The organism is Arthrobacter sp. B2a2-09 (assembly GCF_027587375.1).
Classification (GTDB): Bacteria; Actinomycetota; Actinomycetes; order Actinomycetales; family Micrococcaceae; genus Arthrobacter.
Window position 1 is genome coordinate 4,133 of record NZ_JAMXIC010000012.1, and the last position, 25,776, is coordinate 29,908.

The following is a 25,776-nucleotide window of genomic DNA, read 5'->3' on the forward strand; positions in this document are numbered from 1 at the left end:
AAGTGAGGGAGGAGGCGGGTGGGCCCACGCAGCCCGGGTTCCCTGGCTGAGCGGAGCGAAGTGAGGGAGGAGGCGGGTGGGCCCACGCAGCCCGGGTTCCCTGGCTGAGCGGAGCGAAGTGAGGGAGGAGGCGGGGACTAGGATTCATAGATAGCCTCCTGCCGAAAGTAGCCCCAACGAATGCCTTCCCACTCAGACGACTCCTGGGAACTGGCGATTCAGACACCCGCCATTAACGACCGTTCCTTGGCGGCCGGCCTCGCGTATGCCATGGGAAGCCGGGTCAGCAGCATCACTTTCGATTCCGCGACGGGTTTGATGATGGGCAAGGTCAGGGGCAGTGGCCCGTCAGCGTATTCGACGTCGGCCAAGCTGGTCCGCAAGCCCGGCGGCTGGAGCTGCACCGTAGGCGTGTGCAGTTGCCCCGTCCGCAAGGACTGCAAACACGTGGCCGCCCTTCTCTTCGCCGCCGAAGACCATCCTGCCGTGCGGGCACAGCTGCTCAGCGCGCCCGCGTTCGGACAGACGGCCCAGCCTGGGGGAACCGTGCAGCGGCCGGCCTGGGAGCAGGCACTCAGCAAGCTCATCGCCACTCCGGGAACCGCCCCGCAAGGCCAGGGCCTCCCCTTAGCACTGGCCTTCGAGGTGGAAGAACCGGCCCCGCATTTCTCCTACACAGGCCGGCGGGACCCCCTCCGCAGCGTGCGCCAGCTCAAGGCCCGCCCCGTGATGATGGGCGCCAAGGGCAAGTGGATCCGGGGCGATGTTTCCTGGACCAACCTGAACTACCTCGGCTACAAGCGCGAGTTCAATGAAGCCCATATCGACTGGATGCAGAACTTCCTGGCCGCGCATTCCACCGCAGACTACCGGCAGCTCACGTCGAGCATGTGGATGCTGCTCAACGAATTCGCCGGGAAAAACCTGTGGAGCCTCCTGGCCGAGGCCGAGAAGATAGGGGTGTCGCTCATCCATTCCGGCGGGACCGAGCCGCTCCGCATTGCCGCGGAGCCCGCCGTCGTCGGGCTTGACCTGAGCCGGCTGGAAAGCGGCCGGCCCGACGACGGGCTGCAGCTGGCGCCGTCGGTGACCTTGGGCGGGGACGCCCTTGATCCGGCGACCTTGGGCTTGATAGGCCGCCCGGCGCATGGCTTGTTCTTCACGGGACCCGGCGAGGGGCACCTGCCCGGCGTATCCGCACCCGAGAACCTCATCACGCTGGCTCCCTTGGAGGGCGGCGAGTCGCAGGAACTCCTCGATTTCGTCATGGGCGCATCCCGGCTCCAGATCCCGGCGAAGGACGAAGAACGATTCCTCACGGCGTTCTACCCGAAGCTCAAGCAGTCCACCCGGGTCACGGCAGCGGACCATTCCGTGGAGTTGCCGGTCCTCGCCGTGCCCACGCTGTCCCTGCTGGCGAACTACGGCACCGACCACCGGGTGCGGCTGCACTGGGAGTGGCACTACAAGGCCGGCAAGCTCGTCACGGCCCAGCCCCTTTGGCGGCACCCGGACGACCACGGCTACCGCGACGACACCGAGGAAGCCCGGATCCTGGAGTCCCTGGGCCGGCCTTGGGATGTGGTTCCCACGCTCGGCGAGTCATCGAGCGGCGGATGGGGAGCTCCACGGCTGGCGGCCTCGGTAGCGCTGGACGGGCTGGACACCCTGGCCTTCACCGAGGAGGTACTGCCCCGGCTCCTTGAGCTGCCCGACGTCGTCGTGGATACTTCCGGCGAGATCGCCGACTACCGCGAGGCCACCGAGGCGCCCGTCGTCTCCATTTCGACGAAGGCCACCGACAGCCGCGACTGGTTCGATCTCGGCATCGTCATCACGCTCGAGGGCGAACCTGTGTCCTTCGCCGCGGTGTTTTCCGCCCTCGCGGCCGGCCAGAGCCGGATGTTGCTGCCCAGCGGCGCCTACTTCTCCCTGGACCTGCCCGAGCTCCACCACCTCCGCGCGCTGATCGACGAAGCCAGGTCCTTGCAGGACAACCCGGACCGCCACGGCACCCTACAGATCAGCCGGTTCCAGGCCGGGCTCTGGGATGAGCTCGCGCAATTGGGGATCGTGGACGAACAGGCGGCCGCATGGCGCGAAGCTGTGGGCGGCTTGCTCGACGACGGCGTGACCGGGCTACCGCTGCCCGGCTCGCTCGATGCCGAGCTCCGTCCGTACCAGCTGGAGGGCTTCAACTGGCTGAGTTTCCTGTACCGCCACAGCCTGGGTGGTGTCCTGGCCGACGACATGGGCCTCGGCAAGACGGTGCAGGCGATTGCCTTGATGTGCGCGGCGAAGGAGCTTGCTGAATCTGGCACTGGCGGCGCTGAAGGCTCTGCCGGCAGCGCCCCGTACGCCCCTTTTCTAGTAGTAGCGCCCACCAGCGTCGTGGGCAACTGGGCCGCTGAGGTGCAGCGCTTCGCGCCCGGCCTGAGCGTGAAGACCATTGGAGAGACCTTCGCCAAGAGCGGCGCGGATCCGCAGGAATCCATGGCCGGGACCGACGTCGTCATCACCTCGTATGCGCTGTTCCGGATCGACTACGAGGCCTACGCAGCGAAGGAATGGGCAGGGCTCATGCTCGACGAAGCCCAGTTCGTGAAGAACCACCAGTCCAAGGCCTACCAGTGCGCCCGCAAGCTCCCGGCATCCTTCAAGCTGGCCATCACGGGAACGCCGCTTGAGAACAACCTCATGGAGTTCTGGGCGCTGACCTCGATCGTGGCACCGGGACTGTTCTCCAGCCCGCGCCGCTTTGCGGAGTACTACCAAAAGCCAGTCGAAAAGAAGGGCGACAAGGCCCAGCTCGCCAAGCTCCGCCGTCGGGTCCGTCCCCTCATGATGCGCCGCACCAAGGAGCAAGTCATCAAGGACCTGCCGCCCAAGCAGGAGCAAGTACTGGAAGTGGTGCTGAACCCGCGGCACCAGAAGGTGTACCAGACGCATCTGCAGCGTGAGCGGCAAAAAATCCTTGGGCTCATCGACGATGTCAATAAGAACCGCTTCACCATTTTCCAGTCGCTCACCCTGCTGCGGCAGCTGAGCCTGGATGTCTCCTTGGTGGACGAGTCCCTGTCCGCAGTGCGCTCGTCCAAGCTGGATGTGCTGTTCGAGCAGCTGGAGGACATCGTTGCCGAGGGGCACAGGGCGCTCATTTTCAGCCAGTTCACGGGGTTCCTGGGCAAGGTCCGGGAGCGGCTCGACGCGGAGGACATCGAGTATTGCTACCTCGACGGCAGCACCCGGAACCGGGCCGACGTCGTCAGCGAATTCAAGAACGGCGCAGCGCCCGTGTTCCTCATTTCCTTGAAGGCCGGCGGCTTCGGCCTGAACCTGACCGAGGCCGATTACGTGTTCCTGCTGGACCCTTGGTGGAACCCCGCCTCCGAGGCGCAGGCCGTGGACCGCACCCACAGGATCGGGCAGGCGAGGAACGTCATGGTCTACCGATTGGTGGCCAAGGACACCATCGAGGAAAAGGTCATGGCGCTCAAGACCAAGAAGTCGCAGCTGTTCGCGGATGTGATGGAAGGCGACGCCTTGTCCGGTGGCGCCCTGACGGCGGAGGACCTGGCGGGGCTCTTCGCGGAGTAGGGCTCCGATTCCGGCATATCGGGATCCTAACGGCCGTCATTTGACGTATACAATTGAAGGCGGCCTGAGGAATACAGCGTCGCCGAAGGGGGAACCGTGGAGGGCACCGAAGCACAGTCAGAGACGCAGGCAAGCATCGAAAGAACTGTGGAATGGGTGGACACTGATGCGTCGGGCCATCAACACAACTCCGCAATCATGCGCTGGGTCGAGGCCGCCGAGGCAGAGCTTTTCCGCAATCTGGCGCTTCCGGAGTACTTCCCGAGTGCTCCTCGAGTGCAACAAGTAGTCAATTACACGGCCAAGCTGTGGTTTGGCCAGCGGGTGACGACAACCGTGAAGATCCAAAAACTCGGGCGAACGTCCATGACCCTTGCCTTCGAGGTCTATGGCCACGCACATCCAAACTCGCCGGGCGGACTGGCTGCATATGGGACAATGACCACTGCCCACGTGCCAGCGGGCTCAGCATCAGCCCAGCCGTGGCCGGAACGGATCCGGCAGGCTGCCGGCGTAGCGGTCCCGAACAGTCCGGGGCTCTGAACCATGATGGACATGCCCGCTCCCCCGGTACGGCACCAGCAGCTGATCGTCACGATCTATGGGCTTTATGGCCGCAGTTCGGGCGATGCGCTCCCCGTCTCTGTGCTGATTTCGATGCTGGGCGACCTGGGCTATGACGCACCAGGGGTCCGTTCCTCCGTCTCGCGGCTGAAGGCCAAGGGTGTCCTCAAAAGTGTCCGCCAGGACGGCGTCGCCAAATACGAACTATCCGACACCGTCATTGACGTCTTCCGCGAGGGAGATCGAAGGATCTTCGCAGCCGATCGCTCCACCGAGCTGGAAGCCTGGGTCCTCGCGGTGTTTTCCGTCCCCGAATCAATGCGGAACCGTCGGCACCAACTACGCTCCGAGCTGTCCGGGCTCGGTTTTGGATCCGTGGCCTCAGGGGTATGGATCGCGCCGGCCCAAGTCCTTGAACAAGCCCATGAACGGCTTGCCTCGCGGGGTCTCATCCAGTTTGTGGACTTCTTCCGGGGCGACTACCTGTTTGAGGGCCCCATGCGGCCGAAGGTGGCCGAATGGTGGGATTTAAAGGCCATCGACGAGCAATTCGCCGAGTTCCTGGACCTCTACGAAGGCGCGGGAGATCTTTGGGCCGGACTGGTCGGGGATGATCCCGAGGCCGCCTTGGCCAACTCGAGCGCGGAGCTGCGCCGGGATGCTTTCCGCTACTACATTCCCATGCTGACTCTGTGGCGCCGCTTCCCGTACCGGGACCCGAACCTGCCGTTGGAATTCCTCCCGAAGGACTGGCACGGCCCTGCGGTTCGCGAGACGTTCCAGGCGGTTCATCGCCTGGCCGCACCACTCGCCGCGGCCCACGCGAACGAACTCATCCACGGCAATGCGGATCTGGTGGCAACCTAAGGCGTTGCCCGGCCTACCAGGGAGCGATCGGATGGACCCCGATATGCCGCCCGTCCTTGTCGCACAGGTGACCCATCCGCTTTGGCGTATCCAGCGCGACCATCCGCTCGGTCACGTTCATGGTCGGCATCCGTGAATCCAAAGCCGTCTCCAAGCGCTGGATTTCCCCGAGATTGCGTACCCAGAAAGTCGCATAGACATTGGCCTCGCCTGTCACTGCGGCGACCAGGCGGCATGCCGGCCAGGCCGCGAGCTGTTCACAGATGAAATCGACGTCCTTGGCCGGTGCCTTGGCGAGCAACGAGGCCTGAATGGGCCACCCGGCGAGCGACCGTGCAATATCGCAACGGAAAGTCACGACGCCCGAGGCAACCAGTCTTTCGACCCGCCGCCGCGCGGTGGCAGTGCTGCAATCCGTCGCCTGTGCCAGCTCAATCCACGTAAGCCGGCCGTTTCTGACGAGCAGATCGAGCAAGCTGCGATCCAGCATGTCGAGTCTCGTCGTGTAGTTTGCCGGATTCGCTGACATGGTGCCGTTGTTGAGCGCATCAAGCTGACTGGCGTCCAATGAACGCAAGCGCCAGCGGCTGCTCTCCAGGTACAACGAAGTTGCGAGCATGGTGGATGTCGACCTGATGCCCGGGATGTGGTCAAGTTCGTCGCTGAGAAAGCGATCCAGGGTCTTCAAATCCGGTGTCAGGACGTCAAGGATTATGTCGTTGTTCCCGGTGGCCACCTCAACCGTAGCCACTTCCTTATACGTAACGAGTCTGGCAACCACCCGGGATCTTTCGCTCGGTCGGGTCCTGATCAAAACGAATGCGGTGCAGCCGCTCTGGACAAAGTCCCGGCCGGGGGCCGCCGTGACCCATACCAGACCGGCATCGGACAGCCTCTTCCATCGACGGGCCAAGGTGTTGGGGGTAACACCCAGCGGTTCCGCCAATTCCGCCCAAGACGCCCTCGCCCGCAACTGGAGAGCATTGATCAAAGCCAGGTCCAGCTCACTGGGAATGCCTGATTCCGAAACAGAAGACCCAAAAATGTCCGTTTCCGATGATTTCTTCGAAGACATGAGTCGAGTGTCACATATTTGAGGCTCAGGACAGAACCGGTTTCGTAACCCGGGCCGGCTTTGTACCGACTCCCAATCTTCGTACCGCCTCTTGAGCGGTTGATCTTAAGAACGGCCCCAATGAAGAAGACATCCCTCTCCGCAGTCGCCCTCGTTTCCCTCCTTGCAGTTTCCGGCTGCACCCAGGCTTCGTCAACCATCGGAACAGGCACCGGCGGAAGCGCTTCCGCAGCCGCGGAGCAGACGATTCCGGCTGCTGCCATGGACGCCGCGGCGGCCGCGTTGGTGCCTGCCGATGTCAGGGCGAAGGGGGTCCTTTCAATTGGAACCGACCCTTCCTTCGCCCCTTACGAGTTTTACGCCAGCGATAACAAGACCGTGGTGGGGTTCGATGCCGACCTCGCCGCGGCGCTGGGACAAATCCTCGGACTGAAGACGCAGATGGTGCCCGCCACCTTCGACACCATCCTGCCCGGGCTCAGCAGCGGCAAGTATGACCTGGGAATCTCCGGATTCATGGAAACGACGGAGCGCAAAAAGAACGCCGATTTTGTCAGCTACGAACAGGGCGGCACCTCGATCGCGGTTCCGCTCGGAAATCCAAAGAAGCTATCCACGGAGTGGACGACGCTCTGCGGAAAGAAGATCGCCGCCGGCAAAGGCACGATCCAGGGGCTGAGCATACTGCCCGACTTTGCAGCGAAGTGCGTGGCCGCAGGCCAGCCCGCCATCGACGCGCAGCTGTTCCCCTCCATGAATGACGCCAACCTCGCCCTGAGGTCCGGCCGCGTGGATGGCGTCATGTCAGAGAGCGCATCCATGAGCTACCAGGCCAAGCTGGCCGGAGACCCCTTCGAGCTTGTTCCCGGCGCGGATCTCAGCCCGGGAATCGCCGGGGCCGCGCTGCCCAAGAATTCCCCGCTCACAGCCGCCGTGCAGGCCGCGATGCTCAAGCTGGTCGACAGCCCGGCGTACAGCGCGATCACCAGCAAGTGGAGCTTGCCGGAAAACCACAAGGTCACGGCAGGCCAAGTTGCAGGCAACTAGTCGAAAAGACCCGGATGCCATCATGATCGGCAACGCCGCACCGGTCCTGGACGAACCAAAAATCGTCAGGACGAAACACATCGGGCGATGGACAGGGGCTTTGCTCTGTGCAACGTTGGCCGGCCTCCTTCTCCAGTCCGCCCTGACCAATCCACGCTTCGGCTGGGACCAGGTGGCCCTGTTCTTCCGCGACGGCGCCATTGTCCAGGGCATCGGAGTGACCTTGGAACTGACGGTAATCTGCATGGTCCTGGGCGTTGGACTCGGGATCGTGCTGGCCGTCATGCGGATCTCCTCAAACCCCGTGATCAGCTGGATCGCCAGGGCCTACCAGGGCTTCTTCCGCGGAACCCCGGTACTCGTGCAGCTGCTGTTCTGGTTCAACCTGGCCGCCCTGTACCCTTCCATTTCCTTCGGAATTCCAGGTGTTGCCCTGAACGCCAACGAACTGATCACCCCGATGGCGGCGGCGATCCTCGGGCTGGCCCTGAACGAAGCGGCCTACATGTCCGAAATCGTCAGGGCCGGCATCCTCTCCGTTGACCCCGGACAATCCGAAGCCGCGGGCGCCCTGGGCCTGACCCGTCTGCAGGCAATGCAACGCATCATCCTCCCCCAGGCCATGCGGGTCATCATCCCTCCGACAGGCAACGAGGCCATCGGAATGCTGAAGGCAACGTCCCTGGTAAGCGTCATTGCCGTTCCCGAACTGCTCTACTCATCCCAGATCATCTACTCCAAGAACTTCCAAGTCATCCCGCTGCTCCTCGTGGCAAGCATCTGGTACATCATCATCACGACCATCTGCAACGTCGGCCAGGGCTACTTGGAACGCCGCTATTCCAGGGGAGCAACCCGCACGGTCCACGTAGGGACAGTCACCCGGATCCGCCGGTTCTTCCAGGGAACCCCGGCCCCCGCAGCTCGAAAGGAACCCAGACCATGACACCGCAGACACTGCACGCCCAGGCCGTTCCCATGGTCCGGGCAGAAGGACTCGTGAAGAACTTCGGTCATCTGGAGGTCCTCAAGGGCATCGACGTCGAGGTCCAGAAGGGCGAAGTCGTCTGTCTTATCGGGGCCTCAGGCTCCGGAAAAAGCACCTTTCTACGTTGCATCAACCAGCTGGAAAAGGCCAACGGCGGCCGGCTCTGGGTCGAGGACCAGAGGGTCGGATACAAACTGAAGGGCAACAAGCTGCACGAGCAGACGGACTCCGAAGTTTGCCGGGACCGGGCCCATATCGGAATGGTCTTTCAGCACTTCAACCTCTTCCCTCACCTGACCGTGATGGAAAACCTGCTTGAAGCGCCGCGGAGAGTACTGAAACAACGCGACGCCGATATCAGGGAGCGGGCCCTGGGACTTCTCCGCCAGGTGGGTCTTGAGGACAAGGCCTCCTCCTACCCCCGGCAGCTCTCAGGCGGCCAACAGCAACGCGTGGCGATCGCAAGGGCACTATGCATGGAACCCAAGCTCATGCTCTTTGACGAACCGACCTCGGCCCTGGACCCGGAACTGGTCGGAGACGTCCTCAAGGTAATGCGGGACCTCGCGAAGTCCGGAATGACCATGATCGTGGTCACCCACGAAATGGGCTTCGCACGGGATGTGGCCGATCGCATCATCTTCATGCACCAAGGCCGGATCATCGAAGACGGTCCGGCCCGCGAGGTCCTGGGGAACCCGCGCCATGAACGGACCCAGGCGTTCCTCGCCTCGGTGCGCTGAAACCCCGAACCAGCGATATCACTGGCCCGAGTTCGGGCCCACCACAAAAGCTCACCTCACGTCCAAGGGAATCACGTACCAATGCACACCAAAAACGACATTGCCGAGGGCAAGCTCGGCCAGTACGGCCATCAGGAGGCATACCAAGCAGACGGCGGGGAAACAGCGTCAATCGCGCTGAAAAGGACCGCAAGAGACGCAATCCACCGTGCACAGCGCGAGATCGTCGGATTAAGCCATCAGTTGCATGCGAACCCGGAGCTGGCGTTCGCCGAATACGAATCGGCGCGGGCCATCACGGATCTTCTTGAGCGGCACGGATTCGAAATAGAACGCGGTATAGCAGATCTCGAAACCGCGTTCGTTGCAACCTCGGGTCATGGCGAATTGGTCGTGGCATTCTGCGCTGAGATGGATGCGCTGCCTGAAGTGGGCCATGCTTGCGGGCACAACGTGATTGCCGCCGCCTCCGTTGCGGCGGCAATCGCCCTAGCCGAGGTCGCAGACACCGCCGGGGTCTGCGTGAAGGTTTTCGGCACTCCGGCGGAGGAAGCCGGAGGCGGGAAAATCATCATGCTGGAAGCCGGCGCGTTCGATGGCGTACATGCGGCCATGATGGTCCATCCCGCTACCAAGGAGTACGCGGATCACCACACGCGGGCCGTAGTCGGGCTTCGCGCAAGCTACACGGGACGCACAGCTCATTCGGCTGTGGCACCCCACGAAGGAATCAACGCCGGCGATGCCGCCACCGTGGCCCAGGTTGCGATCGGTTTGCTCCGTCAGCAGCTTTTGCCGGGGGCGCTCGTGCACGGCATTGTGACCAAGGGAGGTGAAGCGGCCAACAGCATCCCGGGCGCCGCTGAATTGCTCTACGATGCGCGCGCCAACAACGTCAAGGAGCTGGGCGAGGTCAAAAAGCAGCTCATTGCCTGTTTCGAAGCCGGAGCTGTCGCGACCGGCGCCAGCCTGCACATCACTGAGGAAACAAGGGAGTTTTCCGAGTTCCGGAACGATCAGCCGATGGTCGGTTTTTACCAAGCGAACGCGGAGTCCCTTGGACGCCGCTTTGATGACGAGCCCTTGGAAAAGCGCTTGTCCGAAGCCGCCTCGACCGACATGGCCAACGTCTCACTGGCAATACCGTCAATTCATCCGGTGATCAGGGTGGAAGCCCACGGAGCGTCCAATCACCAGCCGGAGTTTGCGCGCTGGTGCGCCAGCGAGGACGCCGACAAAGCGGCTTTGGAAGGCGGGGCAGCGATGGCTTGGACAGCGATTGACCTTGCCCTGGACACAACGGAACGACGACGGCTCATCACCGTCGGAGAATATTCCGCTCCGGGCGCCGAAGCAGCGGATTTCTAGCGTTATCTTCCTGAAGGCGTCGGGATTGCCGTCCCGACGCCTTCTCGTCGGCCAGCGCGTGAAAGGCAGTCATGCACAAACAACCTTTACGAATCGGCCCCATCGGCGCACGCGGAATCGCTGAACTTCACTCGGACATCCGGGTCCTCATCATCGACCGACACCAGCTTCTGCTCGATTCCTTGTCTCAATGGCTGTTCATGAATGCGCCTGGAATCGCCGTTCGGGCCAGCGCCTCTGCGTGGCCCCTTCAATGGGTCCCGGGAAGTTCGGGCATCCAAGACGCCGATGTCGCCGTCGTCGGTGAGCTCAATGACGACGGCCGGACACTCGCCGACATCGTCGCCTCGATCACTATGGCAGGTATGCAGGTCGTGCTGCTTGTCGACGAGCTGCCTCTGTCCCACGTGCAGCCAGCCCTCGACGCCGGAGCGCTTGCCATTGTGCCCAAGTCGGCTGATCCCGGCTATGCCGCGGCCGCGATCCGCGCCGCGGCATCCGGCCGGCAATATATCCATCCCGATATCGAAGCCATGCTCGAGTCGGGTCCCCGGACCAGGGTTATCTTGTCTGAAAGGGAGCAGCGGATCGCAATGCTATATCTTAGGCCCGAGCCCCATGGCATGCGTGGAGTTGCGGAGCTCCTTGGAATCAGTCAACAAACGGTCAAATCCCACCTGCACAGGGTCCGCCGGCGCTACGCCGCAGCGGGAATCGACGTGGGCAATGTCCTCAGCCTCCAGGACCGGCTCCGCAAAGACGGTTGGCTGGCCTAGCGCCCAGGGATGACGGCGATGCCTTGGATCTCAATGAGGGCTTCCTTCTGCCACAGCCGCGTGACGCCGATTCCGGCCATGGCCGGGTACTGGGATCCGGCCATTTCACGCCAGATCCGTCCGATCTCGCGGCCGCTGGCCATGTAGTCGTCCACGTCGGTGAGGTAGATGGTCACGTTGACGAGGTCCTCGGGCTGGCCGCCGGCCTCGCGCAAGGTTGTGAGGACGTTCGAAAACGCCTGGGTGAACTGCTCCACGATGCCGCCGGGAACGATGTTCATGTCTTTGTCCAGGGCCGTCTGCCCACCCAGGAACAAGGTGTTTCCGGCGAGCATGCCGTGCGCAAAACCGGATGGTTTGGGGAGCGACTCCGGGTTGATCGTCCTGTGACTCATGCTGTTCCTCCTCGTTGTGGCAACTGCGAAAACTTTTGAAAAGCCTCTGTGCAGATCATTCCTGCCGTGCTACGTTGAGCATATGTGACGATCGTAAAAAAGTCGACATACCTATTTCGAGAAGCAGCATTTCGAGAAGCAGCGTTTTCGGGAAGCAGCACTGGAAGGACAGAACGCATGAAACTTGCCACCCTGCGGACGGCCGGCGGAGGCACGACGGCGGCACTCGCCACGGGCTCCGACTCGTACCTCGCGCTGCCGGGCACCGATGTCGGGGCGCTTCTTGCCCAGCCGCAGTGGCGAACCATCGTGGAGAAAGCGGTGGCCGCCGGAGGCAATGCCATCACTGACCCGGACTTCGCCCCGCTGCTTCCGCGGGCGGGCAAAGTCATCTGCTGCGGACTGAACTATGGCGACCACATCCAGGAAATGGGCCGCGATCTTCCCGAGTTCCCCACGCTCTTCGCCAAGTACGCGGACACCCTCATCGGCCCGGCTGACACCATCCACGTCCACGGCAGCGCGAAGGTCGACTGGGAAGCCGAGCTCGCCGTCGTCGTCGGCTCCGAGCTGTTCCGCGCGGACGAAGACCAAGCGCGGAAGGCTATCGCCGGGTACACCATCGCCAACGACGTCTCCATGCGGGATTGGCAGAGCCGCACGCTGCAATGGTTCCAAGGCAAGGCGTTCGACCGAACGACGCCGGTGGGCCCGGTCATGCTGACCGCTGACGAAGCGGACGGCGACTTCGAGGTCCGCGGCTACGTCAACGGTGAGCTCGTGCAGCACGGCAACACCAGCACCTTGGTGTTCGGCCCGGCGAAGCTCCTTTCCTACATTTCCCAGTTCACTACCCTGCGCCCAGGCGACCTTGTCTTGACCGGTACGCCCGGCGGAGTGGGGATGGGTATGACACCGCCGCGCTTCCTGAACGACGGCGACGTCCTCACCACCGAAATCGACGGGATCGGAAGGCTGGAAAACCATTTCCGGATCCACGCACCCGTCCCCGCCAACGTCTAGGCCAATACCAACCACTTCAAAGGAGTGACCACCATGAACCAAACCGCTACCGATTACCGCCTCGAAGGCGACAACTCCATCTACGCCCAGCCGGACGGCAAAGTGGTACCCGTCGTCACCCGCGCGGGTGAAGAGGACACCAACACCGCCCAGTCCGGCGACTGCATCCGCGTCTCCGGCGTCAGCATCCAGCACACGCCGGCCACCAAGATCTGGTTCGGTCAGGTCTCCAACGTTCCCGGCTACCGATCCCTGCCGCACCACCACGGCGAAGCGGAAACCGGCGGCTACGTGCTCCGCGGCCACGGACGCATCTACTTCGGCGAAAACTACTCCGAGTTCCTGGACATGAAGACGGGCGACTGGGTATTCGTCCCGCCGTTCATGCCGCACGTCGAGGCCAACATGTCCGTCACCGAAGAACTCGTCTGGCTGACCGCGCGCACCCCGGAGAACCTCGTGGTCAACCTCGAAGACGTTGCCGACGAAACCCTCGCAGACTTCCGCAGGGCCTGATGGACATGTCCACCGGAACCTTGACGTCGGAGACATTCCTCAAGGCCATCGAGCTGACGGCCGTCCCCGCCCAGATCCACGACGAAGCCCACGAAGCCACCTCGCAGTACGTCCCGTGGCCCAAAGCCTACGGCGGAGACATGGTGGCCCAGGCTGCGGCAGCAATGATGCGCTCGGTCGACGACGACCGCTCGCTGCATTCCATGCACAGCTACTTCATGCGGCCCGTGGAGATCGGGGCCACGGTCCGCTACGAGGTCGAACGCCTCCGCGACGGCCGTGGATACTCGACCCGCAGCGTGCGGGGCTACCAGAACGGCAAGACCGTGTACGCGGCGATGGGTTCCTTCCAGGTGCCAGAAGACGGCCCGGAGTTCCAGCCCGAGGCGCCATCCGCCGTCGAGCCCGAATCCCTCCGCAGTGCCGCCGAGGTGCTGCAGGGGGTCGAGGGGCCGGCTGCCGAGTACTGGTCCTCGAAGCGAAGCTTCGATATGCGGCATATTCCTGGTCCGGTATATCTACAGGTGGAAGGCGATTCCGTGCCGCACCAGGCGATCTGGGTCAAGGCCTTCGAGCAATTGCCCGACGGCGGTGACGAACACGCGACTGCCGATCTGCACCGCGCGGCACTCGCATATGTCTGCGACTACACCATCCTGGAGCCCCTGCTCCGGGTGAACGGACTCCACTGGTCCAGCCCCGGACTCGCCACGGCCAGCCTGGACCACTCCATGTGGTTCCACCGGGACGGCCGCGCCGACGGCTGGGTCCTCTACGCCCAGGAAGCAGTATCCGGGCAAAGCAATCGTGGGCTGGCCATGGGCCGCTTCTTCGACAGGCAAGGACGCCTGCTGGCAACGGTGGCCCAAGAGGGCATGATCCGCCCCGGTTCCTGAACACGCTCGACTTATCCGTCGTATTACTGAAAGGAGTGGCCATGACAATGTTGAGATCAGCCCACGTGGACACCTTCACCCACGACCACCTGCCACCGGCAGGCACGTGGCCGACGCTCGAATTCACCCTGCCGGAGCTCCAGTACCCTGAGACGCTCAACGCGGCGGCAGTACTCATTGACGAGGCCGTCGCAAACCACGGTGCCGCGCGGCCCGCCCTGCGTACCCCGGACGGCCCGGTCTGGACCTACGGCGAACTGCAGCAGCGCGCCAACCAGGTGGCCCAGGTCCTCACCGAAGACCTCGGGGTGGTGCCCGGCAACCGCGTCATGCTGCGCGGACCGAACAATCCCTGGATCGTCGCGGCCTGGCTCGGCGTGCTCAAAGCCGGAGCCGTGGTGGTCACCACCATGCCGATGCTGCGCTCAAGCGAGGTCGGCACCCTCATCAGCCTCACGCGTCCGGCCGTGGCGATCTCCGACCACCGGTTCATGGACGAACTGGCCGCGGCCGCAGGCAAGGACACCGTTGTCCTCTCCTACGGATCCGACGACGCCGGCGACCTCACGTCCCGCTGCGCCGCCAAGAGCGGCGAATTCACTGCCGTGCCCACGGCCGCCGACGACGTCGCGCTGCTCGGCCCGACGTCGGGCACCACGGGCACGCCCAAAATCACCATGCACTTCCACCGGGACATCCTCGCGAACGCCGACACTTTCGCCCGCCATATCCTGCAGCCAACCGCCGACGACGTGTTTGCCGGTTCGCCGCCCCTCGCCTTCACCTTCGGCCTCGGCGGGCTGGTGGTCTTCCCGCTGCGCTTCGGCGCATCCTCGTTGTTGACCGAACGGGCCGCCCCGGTTGAACTTGCCGAGAGCGCCGCCGCTGCCGGGGCCAGCGTCCTGTTCACCGCGCCCACTGCGTATCGCGCCATCCTCAAGGAAGGCCGCGGCTCGTTGCTTCGCGGACTCCGTGTGGCCGTCTCGGCCGGCGAACACCTGCCCAAGGAAACGTGGGAGGCAGTTCGGGACGCCACAGGCCTCCGGCTCGTCAACGGCATCGGAGCCACGGAAATGCTCCACGTCTTCATCTCCGCTTCCGGTGACGACATCCGGCCCGGCACCACCGGACGGGCAGTGCCAGGGTACAGAGCCACCATCCTCGACGACGAGGGCCTGGAGCTAGGGCCCGGGCAGCTTGGTCGGCTGGCTGTCATCGGCCCCACCGGATGCCGCTACCTGGACGACCCCCGGCAAGCAAACTATGTGGTCAACGGCTGGAACGTCACCGGCGATACCTTCACGAAAGACGAGGACGGGTACTTCACCTATCAAGCCCGGTCGGACAACATGATCGTTTCCTCCGGCTACAACATCGGAGCCCCTGAGGTGGAAACAGCCATCGACCTGCACCCGGACGTGGTGGAGAACGCCGTCATCGGCCGCCCCGACGAAGCACGCGGCAGCGTCGTCTGCGCGTTCATCGTCCTGCGCGAAGGCGTCACAGGCGATGACGCGAAGCGCAAGGAAATCCAGGACTTCGTCAAGCGGACGATCGCCCCCTACAAGTACCCGCGGGACATCCGGTTCGTCGACGAACTTCCCCGCAACCCCAGCGGCAAACTGCAGCATTTCAAGCTGCGCGACCGCATCAAAAACGACCCCGAACAACTTGCCGGCGCAGGCCTGGGCCAGGCCTGAAAAGGAGCAAAAGCATGAAAATCGCAATCGTAGGAGGCGGCCCCGGCGGCCTGTACTTCGCAGCCCTGATGAAGCAGCTCGACCCGTCACACGACATCACCCTCTGGGAACGCAACGCCGCCAGCGACACTTTCGGTTTCGGCGTCGTGTTTTCCGATGAGACCCTCGGCGGCATCGGGAATGCCGACCCCGTCGTGGCCGAGTACATGGGCCGGCGCTTCGCCCGCTGGTCCGACATCGACATCCACTTCGGCGGCGAAACGGTGACGGTGGGTGGCCAGGGCTTTGCGGCCATGAGCCGCAAGGAACTGCTGGAGCTGCTTCAGCGCCGCTGCGCCGAGCTCGGCGTCGACCTGCGTTTCCAGACCGTGGCGCCGCCCGTTGAGGAGCTTGAGGCCAGACATGACCTGGTCCTCGCAGCGGATGGCATCAATTCCCAGATCCGCGCCAAATACGCGGACTCCTTCTCTCCGAGCCTGGACCCGCGGCCCAACAAGTTCATGTGGCTGGGCACGGACCAGGTTTTCGAAGCTTTCAAGTTCTTCGTCAAGGAAACTGAATGGGGAGTCATGCAGATCCATGGCTACCCGTACTCCGACGAAGGATCCACGTTCATTGTCGAAATGCACGAGGACGTGTGGCGGGCTGCCGGCTTCGACGAGACCGCAGCCGACGTCTTCCCGCCAGGCGTGTCCGACGAGAAAGCGATCAGCAAGATCCGTTCCATCTTCGCCGAGGAACTCGATGGCTTCGAGGTCCTGTCCAACAACTCCAAGTGGATCAACTTCACCACCGTCCGCAATCAGAGCTGGCGCCACGGCAACGTTGTGCTCCTCGGCGATGCGGCGCACACCGCGCATTTCTCCATCGGCTCGGGCACGAAGCTCGCCATGGAGGACTCCCTGGCGCTCGCCGCATGCCTGCACGAGCACCCGGATGTGGAATCCGCACTCTCTGCCTATGAAACCGAGCGTCGTCCGGTTGTCGCCTCCACCCAGCGCGCAGCCCAGGCTTCACTGGAATGGTTCGAGCGGATCGCCCAATACAAGGACCAGGACCCCACGCAGTTCGCTTTCAACCTCCTCACGCGGAGCCGCCGCATCACCCAGGAGAACCTGCGCCTGCGCGATCCGGAATTCGCCGACGCCGTAGACCGCAACTTCGCCCAATCCCAAGGACTCGCGGAGACCGCCCCGGCCATGTTCCAGCCGTTCCGGATCGGCGGACTGGAGCTCAAGAACCGCATCGTCGTCTCGCCCATGGACATGTACTCCGCGGTGGATGGCGTCCCGGGCGACTTCCACAAAGTCCACCTCGGCTCCAAGGCACTAGGCGGCGCCGGACTGGTCATGACCGAAATGGTGTGTGTTTCCGAGACCGGGCGGATCACCCCCGGCTGCACCGGCCTGTACACGGACGGCCAACGCGAGAGCTGGAGGGAAATCGTGGACTTCGTCCACGATCGTTCGACAGCCAAGATCGGGGCCCAGATCGGACACTCCGGACGCAAAGGGTCCACCCGGCTGATGTGGGAAGGCATTGACGAGCCGCTCCCATCCGGCAACTGGCAGGCTGTTGGCCCATCGGCCCTGCCCTACGGTCCCGGCAACCAGACGCCCGTGGAACTCGACCGCGCAGGCATGGAAGCCATCAAAGCCCAGTTCGTGGATGCTGCCCGTCGAGCGGATGAAGCAGGTTTCGACCTCCTTGAGCTCCACGCCGCGCACGGCTACCTGCTTTCCTCCTTCCTTTCGCCGGTGTCCAACCTCCGGACGGACGAATACGGCGGCAGCGTGGAGAACCGTTTGCGGTTCCCCCTGGAAGTGTTCGACGCCGTCCGCGCGGCCTGGCCTTCCGGCAAGCCTCTGACGGTACGCATCTCCGCGACGGACTGGATCGACGGCGGCAACACCTCGGACGACTCGCTCGACATCGCGCGGGCATTCGTGGCCCACGGCGCCGCCGGGATCGACGTCTCCACCGGCCAGGTCGCCAAGGAAGAACAACCGGCTTTTGGCCGCAGCTACCAGACCCCCTTCGCCGACCGCATCCGGCAGGAAGTTGCCGCGCCGGCCGGGGCAGCCGTCATCGCCGTCGGGGCCATCTCCAGCTACGACGACGTCAATTCCATCCTCCTAGCAGGACGGGCGGACCTCGTGGCGCTTGGCCGGACGCATCTGTTCGACCCCCAGTGGACACTCCACGCCGCAGCCGAGCAGGAATACCAGGGCCCCGGCGCGCAGTGGGTGCCGCAGTTCCGGGCGGGCCGACGGAAACCGCCGAGCTCCCGCACGGATGCGGTGCGCCCCCGCCTGTCCCTCTTGAAAGAGCCCGAGTCCGACGCCGGCAACACGCACCTACGCTGGACCCCGAGGTCTGTCTCCGCCCCCGCGCTGGCCAACTAGGCTGGACCGCATGGCTATCATCCATCGAGCAACCCTGCATCCCAGCAAACTGGAGCTCATCGAAAAGTATTTGCCCGTCCAGCCGTGGTTCACCAAGGATGGGTCCGCACCGCCCGAACTGCTCGGTGCGTACCGCTTCGATGATCCGGAGGGCGAAGTCGGCCTCGAGACCCACCTGGTCTCCCACGGCGGCAAGGTCTACCAGGTTCCCCTGAGCTACCGGGGTTCGGAATTGCCCGGCGCGGAGGCCTCGCTGCTCGGCACCATGGAACACTCCGTGCTGGGCACGAGGTGGGTGTACGACGCCTGCGCCGATCCGGTCTACGTCGCTGCCCTGGCCACCGCCATCCTCACTGGACAACAAGAAGCCAAACAGTTCGTGGAAGTGGACGGTACCCTGGAGCCGCGCGCCAGCACCGTCATGGTTAAAGGCAGCGGAACACCCGGAAGCGAGGTCCCGTCAGTGACCCCGGCAGCCCCGATCACCGAAGGCAGTGTCACCAGCATCGACGCCGGTGAACTCACGCTCCTGGTCAATCGCGTTGTGGATCCGGGGACCCAAGGTTCGGAAGATTCGGCTGCCCTGCGGGGCGCTGGGTCTCTCTACGGCGCTGGGACACTGAGTGGAACGTGGGCCGGACAGGAAGCACCAGTGCTGCTGGCGTCCCTCTCGCAGCCTTAGAGGACTACTCCCCCGGTCGCGGCCGCCACACTACAACTGCCTGGGACCGCGCCCGGGGGCGCTGCCCGCGGGCCAGGCTCACGACGTCGCCCGCCGCTCCTGCCGCAAAAACGCGGGCTTCCATCGGGCTCCGCCGGCGTTGCAATTCCTCGCTCAACTCGGCCACGCGGAATTGCAGCGCGGCCACCTGGTTTTCGAGTTCGAGGATACGCTTGATGCCCTCGAGGGACACGCCCTCGTGGGAGAGCCGCTGGACCTCACGCAAACGGTCGATGTCGCGCTGGGAGTAACGCCGGGACTTGCCCGGGGCACGGCTCGGCGACACGATGCCGAGGCGGTCGTACTGTCGCAGGGTCTGCGGGTGCATGTCAGCGAGTTCGGCCGCAACGGAGATGACGAAGATCGGCTGGTTGATGTCGATGCCCATGCCTACGTCCCCTCCCATGTGTTCTGCCGCTACAAGCGGGCCTTGGCGGCCAGGTCGTGGCGAGGATCGGCGTCGGCAGTGGCCGCAGCGAATGCCTTGACGGCCTCCTCGGCCTGCTTATTAAGGTTTTGCGGGACGGAGACGTCGATCGTCACCAGCAGATCTCCGGTGCCCTTCGATGTCTTGACGCCGCGGCCCTTGACCCGGAGCGTGCGCCCGGAAGGCGTGCCGGCCGGGACGCGGACGGTGACGGTGTCGCCGTCGAGCGTTGGCACGTGGATGTTCGAACCCAAAGCGGCCTCCGCGAAGGTGACCGGCACGTGGATGCGGATGTTGTCGCCGTCGCGGTTGAAGAAATCGTGGGGCTTGACGTTCACGGTGATGATGAGGTCCCCGTTGCCGGCGGCACCGGGGTTGCCCTTGCCGCGCTGACGGACCTTCTGGCCGTCCCTGATGCCCGCGGGAATCTTCACGTCGATGACGTTGCCGTTGCTTTCGCGCAGGCTCACCGTGGTGCCGTGGATGGAGCCCGCAAAGGAAATTGAGGTGGACGCCGTGCGGTCGCTGCCTTTTTGGGGGGCACGCTGGAAACCGGTCTGTCCACCGCCGAAGCCGCCGCCGAACAGGTCAGCGAACTCGGGAGGGATGCCGCCGGCACCGGCGGGCTGGCGTGCGCCGCCGCCGAAAAGTCCGCCGAACAGATCCTCGAAGCCACCATTGGCTGGCCCGCCGCGTCCCGCGCCCGGAGCGAAGCGTGCCCCGCCCATGGCGCGAATGGCATCGTACTGCTGGCGCTCCTCGGCATCCGAAAGCACCGAGTAGGCCTCCGAGATGTCCTTGAACTTCTTCTCCGCAGTAGGATCCCCGGAGTTGGTGTCCGGATGGTACTTCCGCGCAAGCTTGCGGTACGCCTTCTTGATGTCAGCGTCAGAGGCGTCCTTGGCGACACCAAGGATGGCGTAAAAATCCTTCTCAACCCAGTCCTGGCTGGCCACTCGGCTTCTCTCTTTCGTTCTGTGTTGCGTTGCGGTGCGGTTGCGTGCGCTACGCGAAGCATAGGCCCCCGCCCCTTCGCGTGGCGGCTAAGTCCTGCGGACTTTAGCCGCCACGCTCCGGCAGGCCCGATGCCACTCCCGGGGCCTATGCTTCGCTTCGCGCTTGCTGTCATCTCACCTTAGGCGAAACTGATCTCAGGCGAGCCGAACGCTTGAGCCGTAGCGGATGAGGGGGCCTGGGAGTGGCATCTAAGGATCTGGCCGAGGGCCCCGACACGAGCTTGCGAGTGTTGGGAAGGCCAATATCCGCTGCCGGAGCCGGGTGGCTAGGGATCGCAGATCCTTGGCCACCCGGCGAAGGGGCGGGGCCCCTTGTCTCACTTCGCGGGGCTACCCCTCATCCGCGAAGGCGCCGGCGAGTGGAACCCTAAGCCGGCACTGCCACGATCACTTGGGCCGCGCGCAGCACTCGGTCGCCGGAGCGGTAGCCGGAGCGCAGCACTTGGCTGACTGTGTCTACTTCGATGTCCTCGCCCGGTTGCTGGATGAGGGCTTCGTGGATCGTGGGGTCGAATTCGACTCCGGTTTCCGCGATGCGCTCCAAGCCGTACGTCTTCAGCGCGTTCTCCAGCTTGGCGGCGATCGCGGCGAACGGGCCGTCCACGAGGTCGCCGTGCTGGCGGGCGGCGTCGACGTCGTCCAGCACCGGGAGCAGGGAGTTCAGGACGCCGATGACGGCCATTTCCCCTGCGACGGCGCGGTCGCGTTCGACGCGCTTGCGGTAGTTGACGTACTCAGCCTGCAGGCGCAGGAGGTCGTTGCGGAGTTCCGCGGCCTCTGCTTCTGCAGCGGCACCGGGGGCTACCGACTCTTCAGCCGGAACCTCCATGCCGTTGAGGATTTCCTCAGCCTGGGACAGGGCGTCGCCCTCGGCGGCAGCGGCGTTGGAATCAGCTGCCGATCCTTGGGGGTGGCGGGCGGCCCCGGTCTCCGGGTCAACCTTGCGGTTGTCCCGAATGACCGGCTTTTGCTGCTCGTTGCCCTCGTTGTTGGAAGGTGAGTGCTCTGCGTCGTTGCCGTGGTGAGGCATGCTTACTTCTTCTCGTCTTCGTCGATGATCTCGGCGTCGACGATGTCCTCGTCGGCACCCTTGGCATCGGCGTGAGCGCCCTCAGCACCGGCGGCGCTGCTGGCACCATCCGGGGAACCGGCGTGCGAGTAGATCGCTTCGCCGAGCTTCGACTGCGAGTGCTGCAGCTTCTCGAAAGCGGTCTTCACCGCTGCGTCATCGGTGCCTTCGAGGGCCTTCTTGAGGGCGTCGACGTCGGCCTTGACCTCGGTCTTGACCTCTTCAGGCAGCTTGTCGTCGTTTTCGGCGATGAGCTTGTCCACGGAGTAGGCGAGCTGCTCGGCAGTATTGCGGGTGTCGGTAGCCTCGCGGCGGGCCTTGTCCTCGGCTGCGTGCTCCTCGGCTTCACGGACCATGCGGTCGATGTCTTCCTTGGACAACGCGGTGCCGCCGGTGATGGTCATCGACTGTTCCTTGCCGGTGCCCTTGTCCTTGGCGGAGACGTGGACGATGCCGTTGGCGTCGATGTCGAAGGTGACCTCAACCTGGGGGACGCCGCGCGGTGCCGGAGCGATGCCGGTCAGTTCGAACGTGCCCAGCGGCTTGTTGTCGCGGGTGAATTCACGCTCGCCCTGGAAGACCTGGATGGCCACGGACGGCTGGTTGTCGTCAGCGGTGGTGAAGGTCTCGGAACGCTTGGTGGGGATCGCCGTGTTCCGCTCGATCAGGTGCGTCATGACGCCACCCTTGGTTTCGATGCCCAGGGACAGCGGGGTGACGTCGATCAGCAGGACGTCCTTGCGCTCGCCCTTCAGCACACCGGCCTGCAGGGCTGCGCCAACGGCAACAACTTCGTCCGGGTTGACGCCCTTGTTGGGCTCCTTGCCGCCGGCGAGTTCCTTGACGAGGTCGTAGACGGCGGGCATACGGGTGGAACCGCCCACCAGCACGATGTGGTCGATTTCGGAGAGCTTGATGCCGGTCTCGGCGATGACGTCATGGAACGGCTTCTTGGTGCGCTCGAGCAGGTCCTTGGTGAGGTCCTGGAACTTGGCGCGGGTCAGCTGCTCGTCCAGGTGGACCGGGCCGTCGGGGGTGACGGAGAGGTACTGGAGGGAGACGTTGGTGCTGGTGGAGGAAGAGAGTTCCTTCTTGGCCTGCTCCGAAGCCTCGCGCAGGCGCTGCAGGGCAATCTTGTCCTTGGAAAGGTCGATGCCCTTGACCTTGAGCTGGTTCAGCAGGTAGTCAACAACGCGCTGGTCCCAGTCGTCGCCGCCGAGGCGGTTGTCGCCGGCGGTGGCGCGGACCTGAATGGTGGAGAAGCCGTCGTCGTCCTTGCCGACTTCCAGCAGGGAGACGTCGAACGTTCCGCCGCCGAGGTCGAAGACCAGGATGAGTTCGTCTTCCTTGCCCTTGTCCAGGCCGTAGGCAAGTGCAGCCGCGGTGGGCTCGTTGACAATACGGAGAACGTTCATACCGGCGATTTCGCCGGCTTCCTTGGTGGCCTGGCGCTCGGCGTCGTTGAAGTAGGCCGGGACGGTGATGACAGCGTCGGTGACCTTTTCACCGAGGTAGCTCTCGGCGTCGTTCTTCAGCTTCATGAGGATGCGCGCGGAGATTTCCTGCGGCGTGTACTTCTTGTCGTCGATGGCGACGGACCAGTCGGTGCCCATGTGGCGCTTCACGGAAGCGATGGTGCGGTCGATGTTGTTGACGGCCTGGCGCTTGGCAATTTCGCCAACCAGGACTTCACCGGACTTGGAGAATGCAACGACCGACGGCGTGGTGCGGCCACCCTCGGCGTTGGCAATGACGGTGGGCTCGCCACCTTCGAGAACAGAGACGACGGAGTTAGTGGTTCCGAGGTCGATACCTACAGCGCGTGACATATGTTGCTTCCTTTCAATGAAACCTAGTTGAGCGTTCTGCACTCAACTGTACTCAGGCCTCGTTCAAAGTCAATCCAAAGTTGAGTCGAGTACACTCAACTCTGCTCTTCGGAAGCTAAGACGCCCCGGAAACACGGGGATTTATGAGCGATTTCGCCGTGGGAGAACGCCCGGTTGAGGGCCGACGTCGACGGCGGGTGTTCCGTCAGGCGGCATTGGCTTGTAGACCCATGCCACCAGCACCACGGAGATGATCATCAGGAGGAACCACGAGACAAGCTTGTCCGGGGACACCAAATGCCAGCCGTCCAGTTGGCTCGGATACAGCCAAGCATGCGACCAGGTGGCGATGTTCTCGGCAATCCAGATAAAGAGCGCCACCAGCAGGAATGCCAGGACCAGCGGCATCCGGAATCGCCTCCGAAACACCCGGAAGTGCATGACGCACCGGCCATAGATCACGGCGACGGCGGCCAGCAGGACCCCGCGGACATCAACGATGTAGTGGTGCGAAAAGAAGTTCACATAGATGGCCGCAGCCAGGACCGCAGTGATCCAACGCCGCGGATACTTGGCGAAGCGCAGGTCGAAAACCCTGTAAACCCGCACCATGTAGGAGCCGACCGCTGCGTACATGAAGCCACTGAAGAGCGGAACGGCGCCGACCCGGAGGACACCCTCCGCTTCATAGGACCACGAGCCGACGTCGGTCTTGAACAACTCCATGACCGTTCCCACCAAATGAAAAAGCACGATCACCCGGAGCTCGCGCAAGGTTTCCAGCCTCGTGGCCACCATCAGGATTTGGATCACGACGGCGGCGATCGTCAGGAAATCGTTCCTGGCCAGGCCGGCGCTGGCTGGATACCAGAGGTGCGCACCGAAGATGACGGCAAGGAGCGAAGCGCCGAAGATGCACGCCCACGCTTGTTTGAGGCCGAAGACCGTGAATTCAGTGAGCCTGGATCGAAGTCCTCGGGCCGGGGCACCGCCCACGAAACGGCTTGCGCTCCCATCGATAAGTTCCTCTACCGCGGTGAGTTCACGCATCGGCGCGCTATTCGTCCGGGCCGAGCTCGCCTGGGCCGAGCTGGGCAAGATAGTAATTCTTCGGCCAATGCCTGATTCTCTCAGGCAGCCTTGGATAAGCCACCGCCAAGAATCGCATGGTGCCATCGAAGCTGCGCCGATGCCGCGCATTCCACGGAAGTCCGAAGCCGGCACGAAGCTGCTCCGGCAGCAGGCCCGCCGTAAGCAACCGGACCAAAGGCATGCTCAAGCGCATCAAGAACGGCCCGCCCGCGGGGTACAGGAGCTCGTGGGCCACCCTCAATGCAGCTGCATCCGGTTCGAGGTTCCGCAAGGATTCGTCGCGATAGCGCGCGAAGGCCGAGCGGTCGGCCGGCCAGAGCTCGGCAGGAAGCTGCAAGGCCGTCCCGATCCGCGCATACTCTCGGTAGATACGATCGGCAGTGTCGTCGTCGAGGGCTCCATGGACCTTTTCGTAAACAGTGACGGCGGTGTCATAGAGGGTCGCCACCACCCAGAGCTGGGATTGCGCGTCGAAGGCGTTGTATCCCTTCGACGCCTCGTCCGCGGTCCGGCGAACAGGGGCGTGCGCACGGTTCACAGCCCGGCGAACCGCGGCCAATTGCTCTTCCGAGCCATAGACCACGGCGTAGACGTAGGTCATGGTGGCGCGCAGCCGGTCCAGTGGCCGCTCGGCGAAATTGCTGTGCTCGGCGACGCCGTGGCCGACCGCGGGATTGGCGATCTGCATCAGGATGGCGCGGCCTGCTCCGGCGAGCAAAACGCCCTCCGCGCCGATGTCAGCAAGTCCACGAGCCATGCAGTTACTGTACCTTCGGGCACCGTCTTTCATGCACGGTTGCTCGGGCGGCTACAACCCCACAACCCCCCGCAGCACCTCGAGCTGGTGCTCAAAAAGCTCGTCGCGCGCGGCGAAGGTGTCAGCCCCGTATTGGCCGAACACCTCGAAGCTGACCGCCCCAAAGACCGATGTCCACACCAGCACGCCCCTGGCCAACACGGCTTCCGGAACAGCCACGCCCAGTTCGGCCCGGATGGCCGCCAGGTCTGCGGCAAGGGCAGGAGGAACGACGACGGCGGGCGCCACGTCGGCGGCCAAGGCACCTGCGCGGTGGGCGGCGTCGAAGATCCCCACCATCCGGTAGATCACTCGCGTTCCGGGTTCCGTGGTGCGCTCGGCCGGCGCCTGGTATCCGGGCACCGGGCTGCCGAACAGGAGGGCATACCTTGCCGGCTCGCGCAGGGCCCACTGACGAACGGCCCGCCCGAGCGCCAGGAACCTGCCGCTGTAGTCGGCTTCGGGGAGGGCGTCGACGGCGGCATCCACTTCGTCGCCCAGCTCGCCGTAAGCGTCAATCAGCAGGAGGGTCAGAAGTTCGTCGCGGCTCTCCACGTAGCGGTAAACGGCGGAGGACACCACGCCGAGATCGCGCGCGACCGCCCTCAGGGACAAGCCCGCGGCGCCATGCAGGGCAAGGTGCTGGCGACCTAGCCGGATGATGTCCGCCACGGTCTGGGCCCGGGCTCGCTCGCGGGGCGTGGATTGTTTGGCCGCTGCGGCTAAGGGGAGGTCCATGCATCCAGCATGCCACAAATGAGAGCACTGACAACAAATGTGAGCAGTGCTCTTGACATGCGATTCGAAAAGGCTCATCCTGAATTCAGAGAGCACTGCTCTCGAGCTAGGTTTTCAACAAAAAGAAA

At 64.0% G+C, this 25,776-nt stretch carries 23 protein-coding genes; 14 read left to right on the forward strand and 9 right to left on the reverse strand.

All coding sequences use genetic code 11. The features are described from left to right. The first annotated feature begins 180 nt into the window (after positions 1–180). The 3 genes from NFJ07_RS13845 to NFJ07_RS13855 all read left to right on the forward strand — a co-directional run bounded on the left by NFJ07_RS13845 (position 181) and on the right by NFJ07_RS13855 (position 5,028). Complete coding sequence (locus NFJ07_RS13845; protein WP_269995165.1) at positions 181–3,597, forward strand: DEAD/DEAH box helicase; 3,417 nt, start codon at positions 181–183, stop codon at positions 3,595–3,597. 96 nt (positions 3,598–3,693) lie between these two features. After that, entirely contained in the window at positions 3,694–4,140 is a 447-nt protein-coding gene (locus tag NFJ07_RS13850) for an acyl-CoA thioesterase (RefSeq protein ID WP_269995167.1), read from the forward strand. Between the two features lie 12 nt (positions 4,141–4,152). Then, entirely contained in the window at positions 4,153–5,028 is an 876-nt protein-coding gene (locus NFJ07_RS13855; RefSeq protein WP_269995168.1) for a PaaX family transcriptional regulator, read from the forward strand. Between the two features lie 13 nt (positions 5,029–5,041). On the opposite strand, the gene NFJ07_RS13860 is transcribed toward NFJ07_RS13855, so the two are convergent. Next, positions 5,042–6,103, reverse strand: coding sequence for an Lrp/AsnC family transcriptional regulator (locus NFJ07_RS13860; RefSeq protein ID WP_269995170.1), 1,062 nt, complete (start codon positions 6,101–6,103; stop codon positions 5,042–5,044). Between the two features lie 120 nt (positions 6,104–6,223). On the opposite strand from NFJ07_RS13860, the gene NFJ07_RS13865 reads away from it, so the two are divergent. The 5 genes from NFJ07_RS13865 (at position 6,224) to NFJ07_RS13885 (ending at position 11,025) form a co-directional block, all read left to right on the forward strand. Continuing rightward, a complete protein-coding gene (locus tag NFJ07_RS13865) occupies positions 6,224–7,150 on the forward strand; it encodes an ABC transporter substrate-binding protein (protein WP_269995172.1) in 927 nt (308 codons plus the stop codon). 22 nt (positions 7,151–7,172) lie between these two features. After that, positions 7,173–8,096, forward strand: coding sequence for an amino acid ABC transporter permease (locus tag NFJ07_RS13870; RefSeq protein WP_269995174.1), 924 nt, complete (start codon positions 7,173–7,175; stop codon positions 8,094–8,096). After that, complete coding sequence (locus NFJ07_RS13875; RefSeq protein WP_269995176.1) at positions 8,093–8,881, forward strand: amino acid ABC transporter ATP-binding protein; 789 nt, start codon at positions 8,093–8,095, stop codon at positions 8,879–8,881. Before NFJ07_RS13870 ends, NFJ07_RS13875 begins: the two co-directional genes overlap by 4 nt. Positions 8,882–8,962: 81 nt before the next feature. Beyond that, positions 8,963–10,249, forward strand: coding sequence for an amidohydrolase (locus NFJ07_RS13880; RefSeq protein ID WP_269995178.1), 1,287 nt, complete (start codon positions 8,963–8,965; stop codon positions 10,247–10,249). A gap of 71 nt (positions 10,250–10,320) precedes the next feature. Next, positions 10,321–11,025: a hypothetical protein gene (locus NFJ07_RS13885; protein ID WP_269995180.1), complete on the forward strand. Its 705-nt coding sequence runs from the start codon at positions 10,321–10,323 to the stop codon at positions 11,023–11,025. Here NFJ07_RS13885 and NFJ07_RS13890 read toward each other — a convergent pair. Next, positions 11,022–11,420 carry a RidA family protein gene (locus NFJ07_RS13890; RefSeq protein WP_269995181.1) on the reverse strand — a complete coding sequence of 133 codons (399 nt, stop codon included), beginning with the start codon at positions 11,418–11,420 and terminating at the stop codon, positions 11,022–11,024. The genes NFJ07_RS13885 and NFJ07_RS13890 overlap by 4 nt on opposite strands. A gap of 177 nt (positions 11,421–11,597) precedes the next feature. Here NFJ07_RS13890 and NFJ07_RS13895 point away from each other — a divergent pair, with 177 nt between their 5' ends. The 6 genes from NFJ07_RS13895 to NFJ07_RS13920 are packed head-to-tail and all read left to right on the forward strand — an operon-like array spanning position 11,598 to position 18,642. Next, positions 11,598–12,443 (forward strand): fumarylacetoacetate hydrolase family protein, encoded by an 846-nt coding sequence (locus tag NFJ07_RS13895; RefSeq protein WP_269995183.1) that lies wholly within the window; start codon positions 11,598–11,600, stop codon positions 12,441–12,443. A 33-nt stretch (positions 12,444–12,476) separates the two neighbouring features. Beyond that, positions 12,477–12,959: a cupin domain-containing protein gene (locus tag NFJ07_RS13900; protein ID WP_269995185.1), complete on the forward strand. Its 483-nt coding sequence runs from the start codon at positions 12,477–12,479 to the stop codon at positions 12,957–12,959. 5 nt (positions 12,960–12,964) lie between these two features. Further along, positions 12,965–13,855, forward strand: a complete 891-nt coding sequence (locus NFJ07_RS13905; RefSeq protein ID WP_269995187.1) for an acyl-CoA thioesterase — start codon at positions 12,965–12,967, stop codon at positions 13,853–13,855. A gap of 41 nt (positions 13,856–13,896) precedes the next feature. Then, positions 13,897–15,555 (forward strand): AMP-binding protein, encoded by a 1,659-nt coding sequence (locus tag NFJ07_RS13910; protein ID WP_269995189.1) that lies wholly within the window; start codon positions 13,897–13,899, stop codon positions 15,553–15,555. A 14-nt stretch (positions 15,556–15,569) separates the two neighbouring features. Beyond that, on the forward strand, positions 15,570–17,960 hold the full coding sequence (locus NFJ07_RS13915; RefSeq protein ID WP_269995191.1) for a bifunctional salicylyl-CoA 5-hydroxylase/oxidoreductase: 2,391 nt from the start codon (positions 15,570–15,572) through the stop codon (positions 17,958–17,960). Between the two features lie 10 nt (positions 17,961–17,970). Continuing rightward, on the forward strand, positions 17,971–18,642 hold the full coding sequence (locus NFJ07_RS13920; RefSeq protein WP_269995193.1) for a CG0192-related protein: 672 nt from the start codon (positions 17,971–17,973) through the stop codon (positions 18,640–18,642). Between the two features lie 4 nt (positions 18,643–18,646). Here the strand turns inward: NFJ07_RS13920 and NFJ07_RS13925 are convergent, their stop codons facing one another. The 7 genes from NFJ07_RS13925 to NFJ07_RS13955 form a co-directional block, all read right to left on the reverse strand. Further along, positions 18,647–19,069, reverse strand: a complete 423-nt coding sequence (locus NFJ07_RS13925) for a heat shock protein transcriptional repressor HspR (protein ID WP_269995195.1) — start codon at positions 19,067–19,069, stop codon at positions 18,647–18,649. Positions 19,070–19,098: 29 nt separating this feature from the next. Further along, complete coding sequence (locus tag NFJ07_RS13930) at positions 19,099–20,064, reverse strand: DnaJ C-terminal domain-containing protein (protein ID WP_269995197.1); 966 nt, start codon at positions 20,062–20,064, stop codon at positions 19,099–19,101. A gap of 427 nt (positions 20,065–20,491) precedes the next feature. After that, a complete protein-coding gene (locus NFJ07_RS13935) occupies positions 20,492–21,154 on the reverse strand; it encodes a nucleotide exchange factor GrpE (protein WP_269995199.1) in 663 nt (220 codons plus the stop codon). A 2-nt stretch (positions 21,155–21,156) separates the two neighbouring features. Then, a complete protein-coding gene (gene dnaK / locus NFJ07_RS13940) occupies positions 21,157–23,022 on the reverse strand; it encodes a molecular chaperone DnaK (RefSeq protein WP_269995200.1) in 1,866 nt (621 codons plus the stop codon). 141 nt (positions 23,023–23,163) lie between these two features. Beyond that, on the reverse strand, positions 23,164–24,072 hold the full coding sequence (locus tag NFJ07_RS13945; RefSeq protein WP_269995202.1) for a DUF817 domain-containing protein: 909 nt from the start codon (positions 24,070–24,072) through the stop codon (positions 23,164–23,166). Positions 24,073–24,079: 7 nt separating this feature from the next. Then, positions 24,080–24,871, reverse strand: coding sequence for an oxygenase MpaB family protein (locus NFJ07_RS13950; RefSeq protein WP_269995204.1), 792 nt, complete (start codon positions 24,869–24,871; stop codon positions 24,080–24,082). Between the two features lie 51 nt (positions 24,872–24,922). Next, entirely contained in the window at positions 24,923–25,648 is a 726-nt protein-coding gene (locus tag NFJ07_RS13955) for a TetR/AcrR family transcriptional regulator (RefSeq protein WP_269995205.1), read from the reverse strand. Between the last annotated feature and the right edge of the window lie 128 nt (positions 25,649–25,776).

Coding starts and splice junctions, on each gene's coding strand:
- NFJ07_RS13845 (WP_269995165.1), top strand. CDS start 181: ATGCCTTCCCACTCAGACGACTCCTGGGAACTGGCGATTCAGACACCC.
- NFJ07_RS13855 (WP_269995168.1), top strand. CDS start 4,153: ATGCCCGCTCCCCCGGTACGGCACCAGCAGCTGATCGTCACGATCTAT.
- NFJ07_RS13860 (WP_269995170.1), bottom strand. CDS start 6,103: ATGTCTTCGAAGAAATCATCGGAAACGGACATTTTTGGGTCTTCTGTT.
- NFJ07_RS13865 (WP_269995172.1), top strand. CDS start 6,224: ATGAAGAAGACATCCCTCTCCGCAGTCGCCCTCGTTTCCCTCCTTGCA.
- NFJ07_RS13870 (WP_269995174.1), top strand. CDS start 7,173: ATGATCGGCAACGCCGCACCGGTCCTGGACGAACCAAAAATCGTCAGG.
- NFJ07_RS13875 (WP_269995176.1), top strand. CDS start 8,093: ATGACACCGCAGACACTGCACGCCCAGGCCGTTCCCATGGTCCGGGCA.
- NFJ07_RS13880 (WP_269995178.1), top strand. CDS start 8,963: ATGCACACCAAAAACGACATTGCCGAGGGCAAGCTCGGCCAGTACGGC.
- NFJ07_RS13885 (WP_269995180.1), top strand. CDS start 10,321: ATGCACAAACAACCTTTACGAATCGGCCCCATCGGCGCACGCGGAATC.
- NFJ07_RS13890 (WP_269995181.1), bottom strand. CDS start 11,420: ATGAGTCACAGGACGATCAACCCGGAGTCGCTCCCCAAACCATCCGGT.
- NFJ07_RS13895 (WP_269995183.1), top strand. CDS start 11,598: ATGAAACTTGCCACCCTGCGGACGGCCGGCGGAGGCACGACGGCGGCA.
- NFJ07_RS13900 (WP_269995185.1), top strand. CDS start 12,477: ATGAACCAAACCGCTACCGATTACCGCCTCGAAGGCGACAACTCCATC.
- NFJ07_RS13905 (WP_269995187.1), top strand. CDS start 12,965: ATGTCCACCGGAACCTTGACGTCGGAGACATTCCTCAAGGCCATCGAG.
- NFJ07_RS13910 (WP_269995189.1), top strand. CDS start 13,897: ATGACAATGTTGAGATCAGCCCACGTGGACACCTTCACCCACGACCAC.
- NFJ07_RS13915 (WP_269995191.1), top strand. CDS start 15,570: ATGAAAATCGCAATCGTAGGAGGCGGCCCCGGCGGCCTGTACTTCGCA.
- NFJ07_RS13920 (WP_269995193.1), top strand. CDS start 17,971: ATGGCTATCATCCATCGAGCAACCCTGCATCCCAGCAAACTGGAGCTC.
- NFJ07_RS13925 (WP_269995195.1), bottom strand. CDS start 19,069: ATGGGCATCGACATCAACCAGCCGATCTTCGTCATCTCCGTTGCGGCC.
- NFJ07_RS13935 (WP_269995199.1), bottom strand. CDS start 21,154: ATGCCTCACCACGGCAACGACGCAGAGCACTCACCTTCCAACAACGAG.
- dnaK (WP_269995200.1), bottom strand. CDS start 23,022: ATGTCACGCGCTGTAGGTATCGACCTCGGAACCACTAACTCCGTCGTC.
- NFJ07_RS13945 (WP_269995202.1), bottom strand. CDS start 24,072: ATGCGTGAACTCACCGCGGTAGAGGAACTTATCGATGGGAGCGCAAGC.
- NFJ07_RS13950 (WP_269995204.1), bottom strand. CDS start 24,871: ATGGCTCGTGGACTTGCTGACATCGGCGCGGAGGGCGTTTTGCTCGCC.
- NFJ07_RS13955 (WP_269995205.1), bottom strand. CDS start 25,648: ATGGACCTCCCCTTAGCCGCAGCGGCCAAACAATCCACGCCCCGCGAG.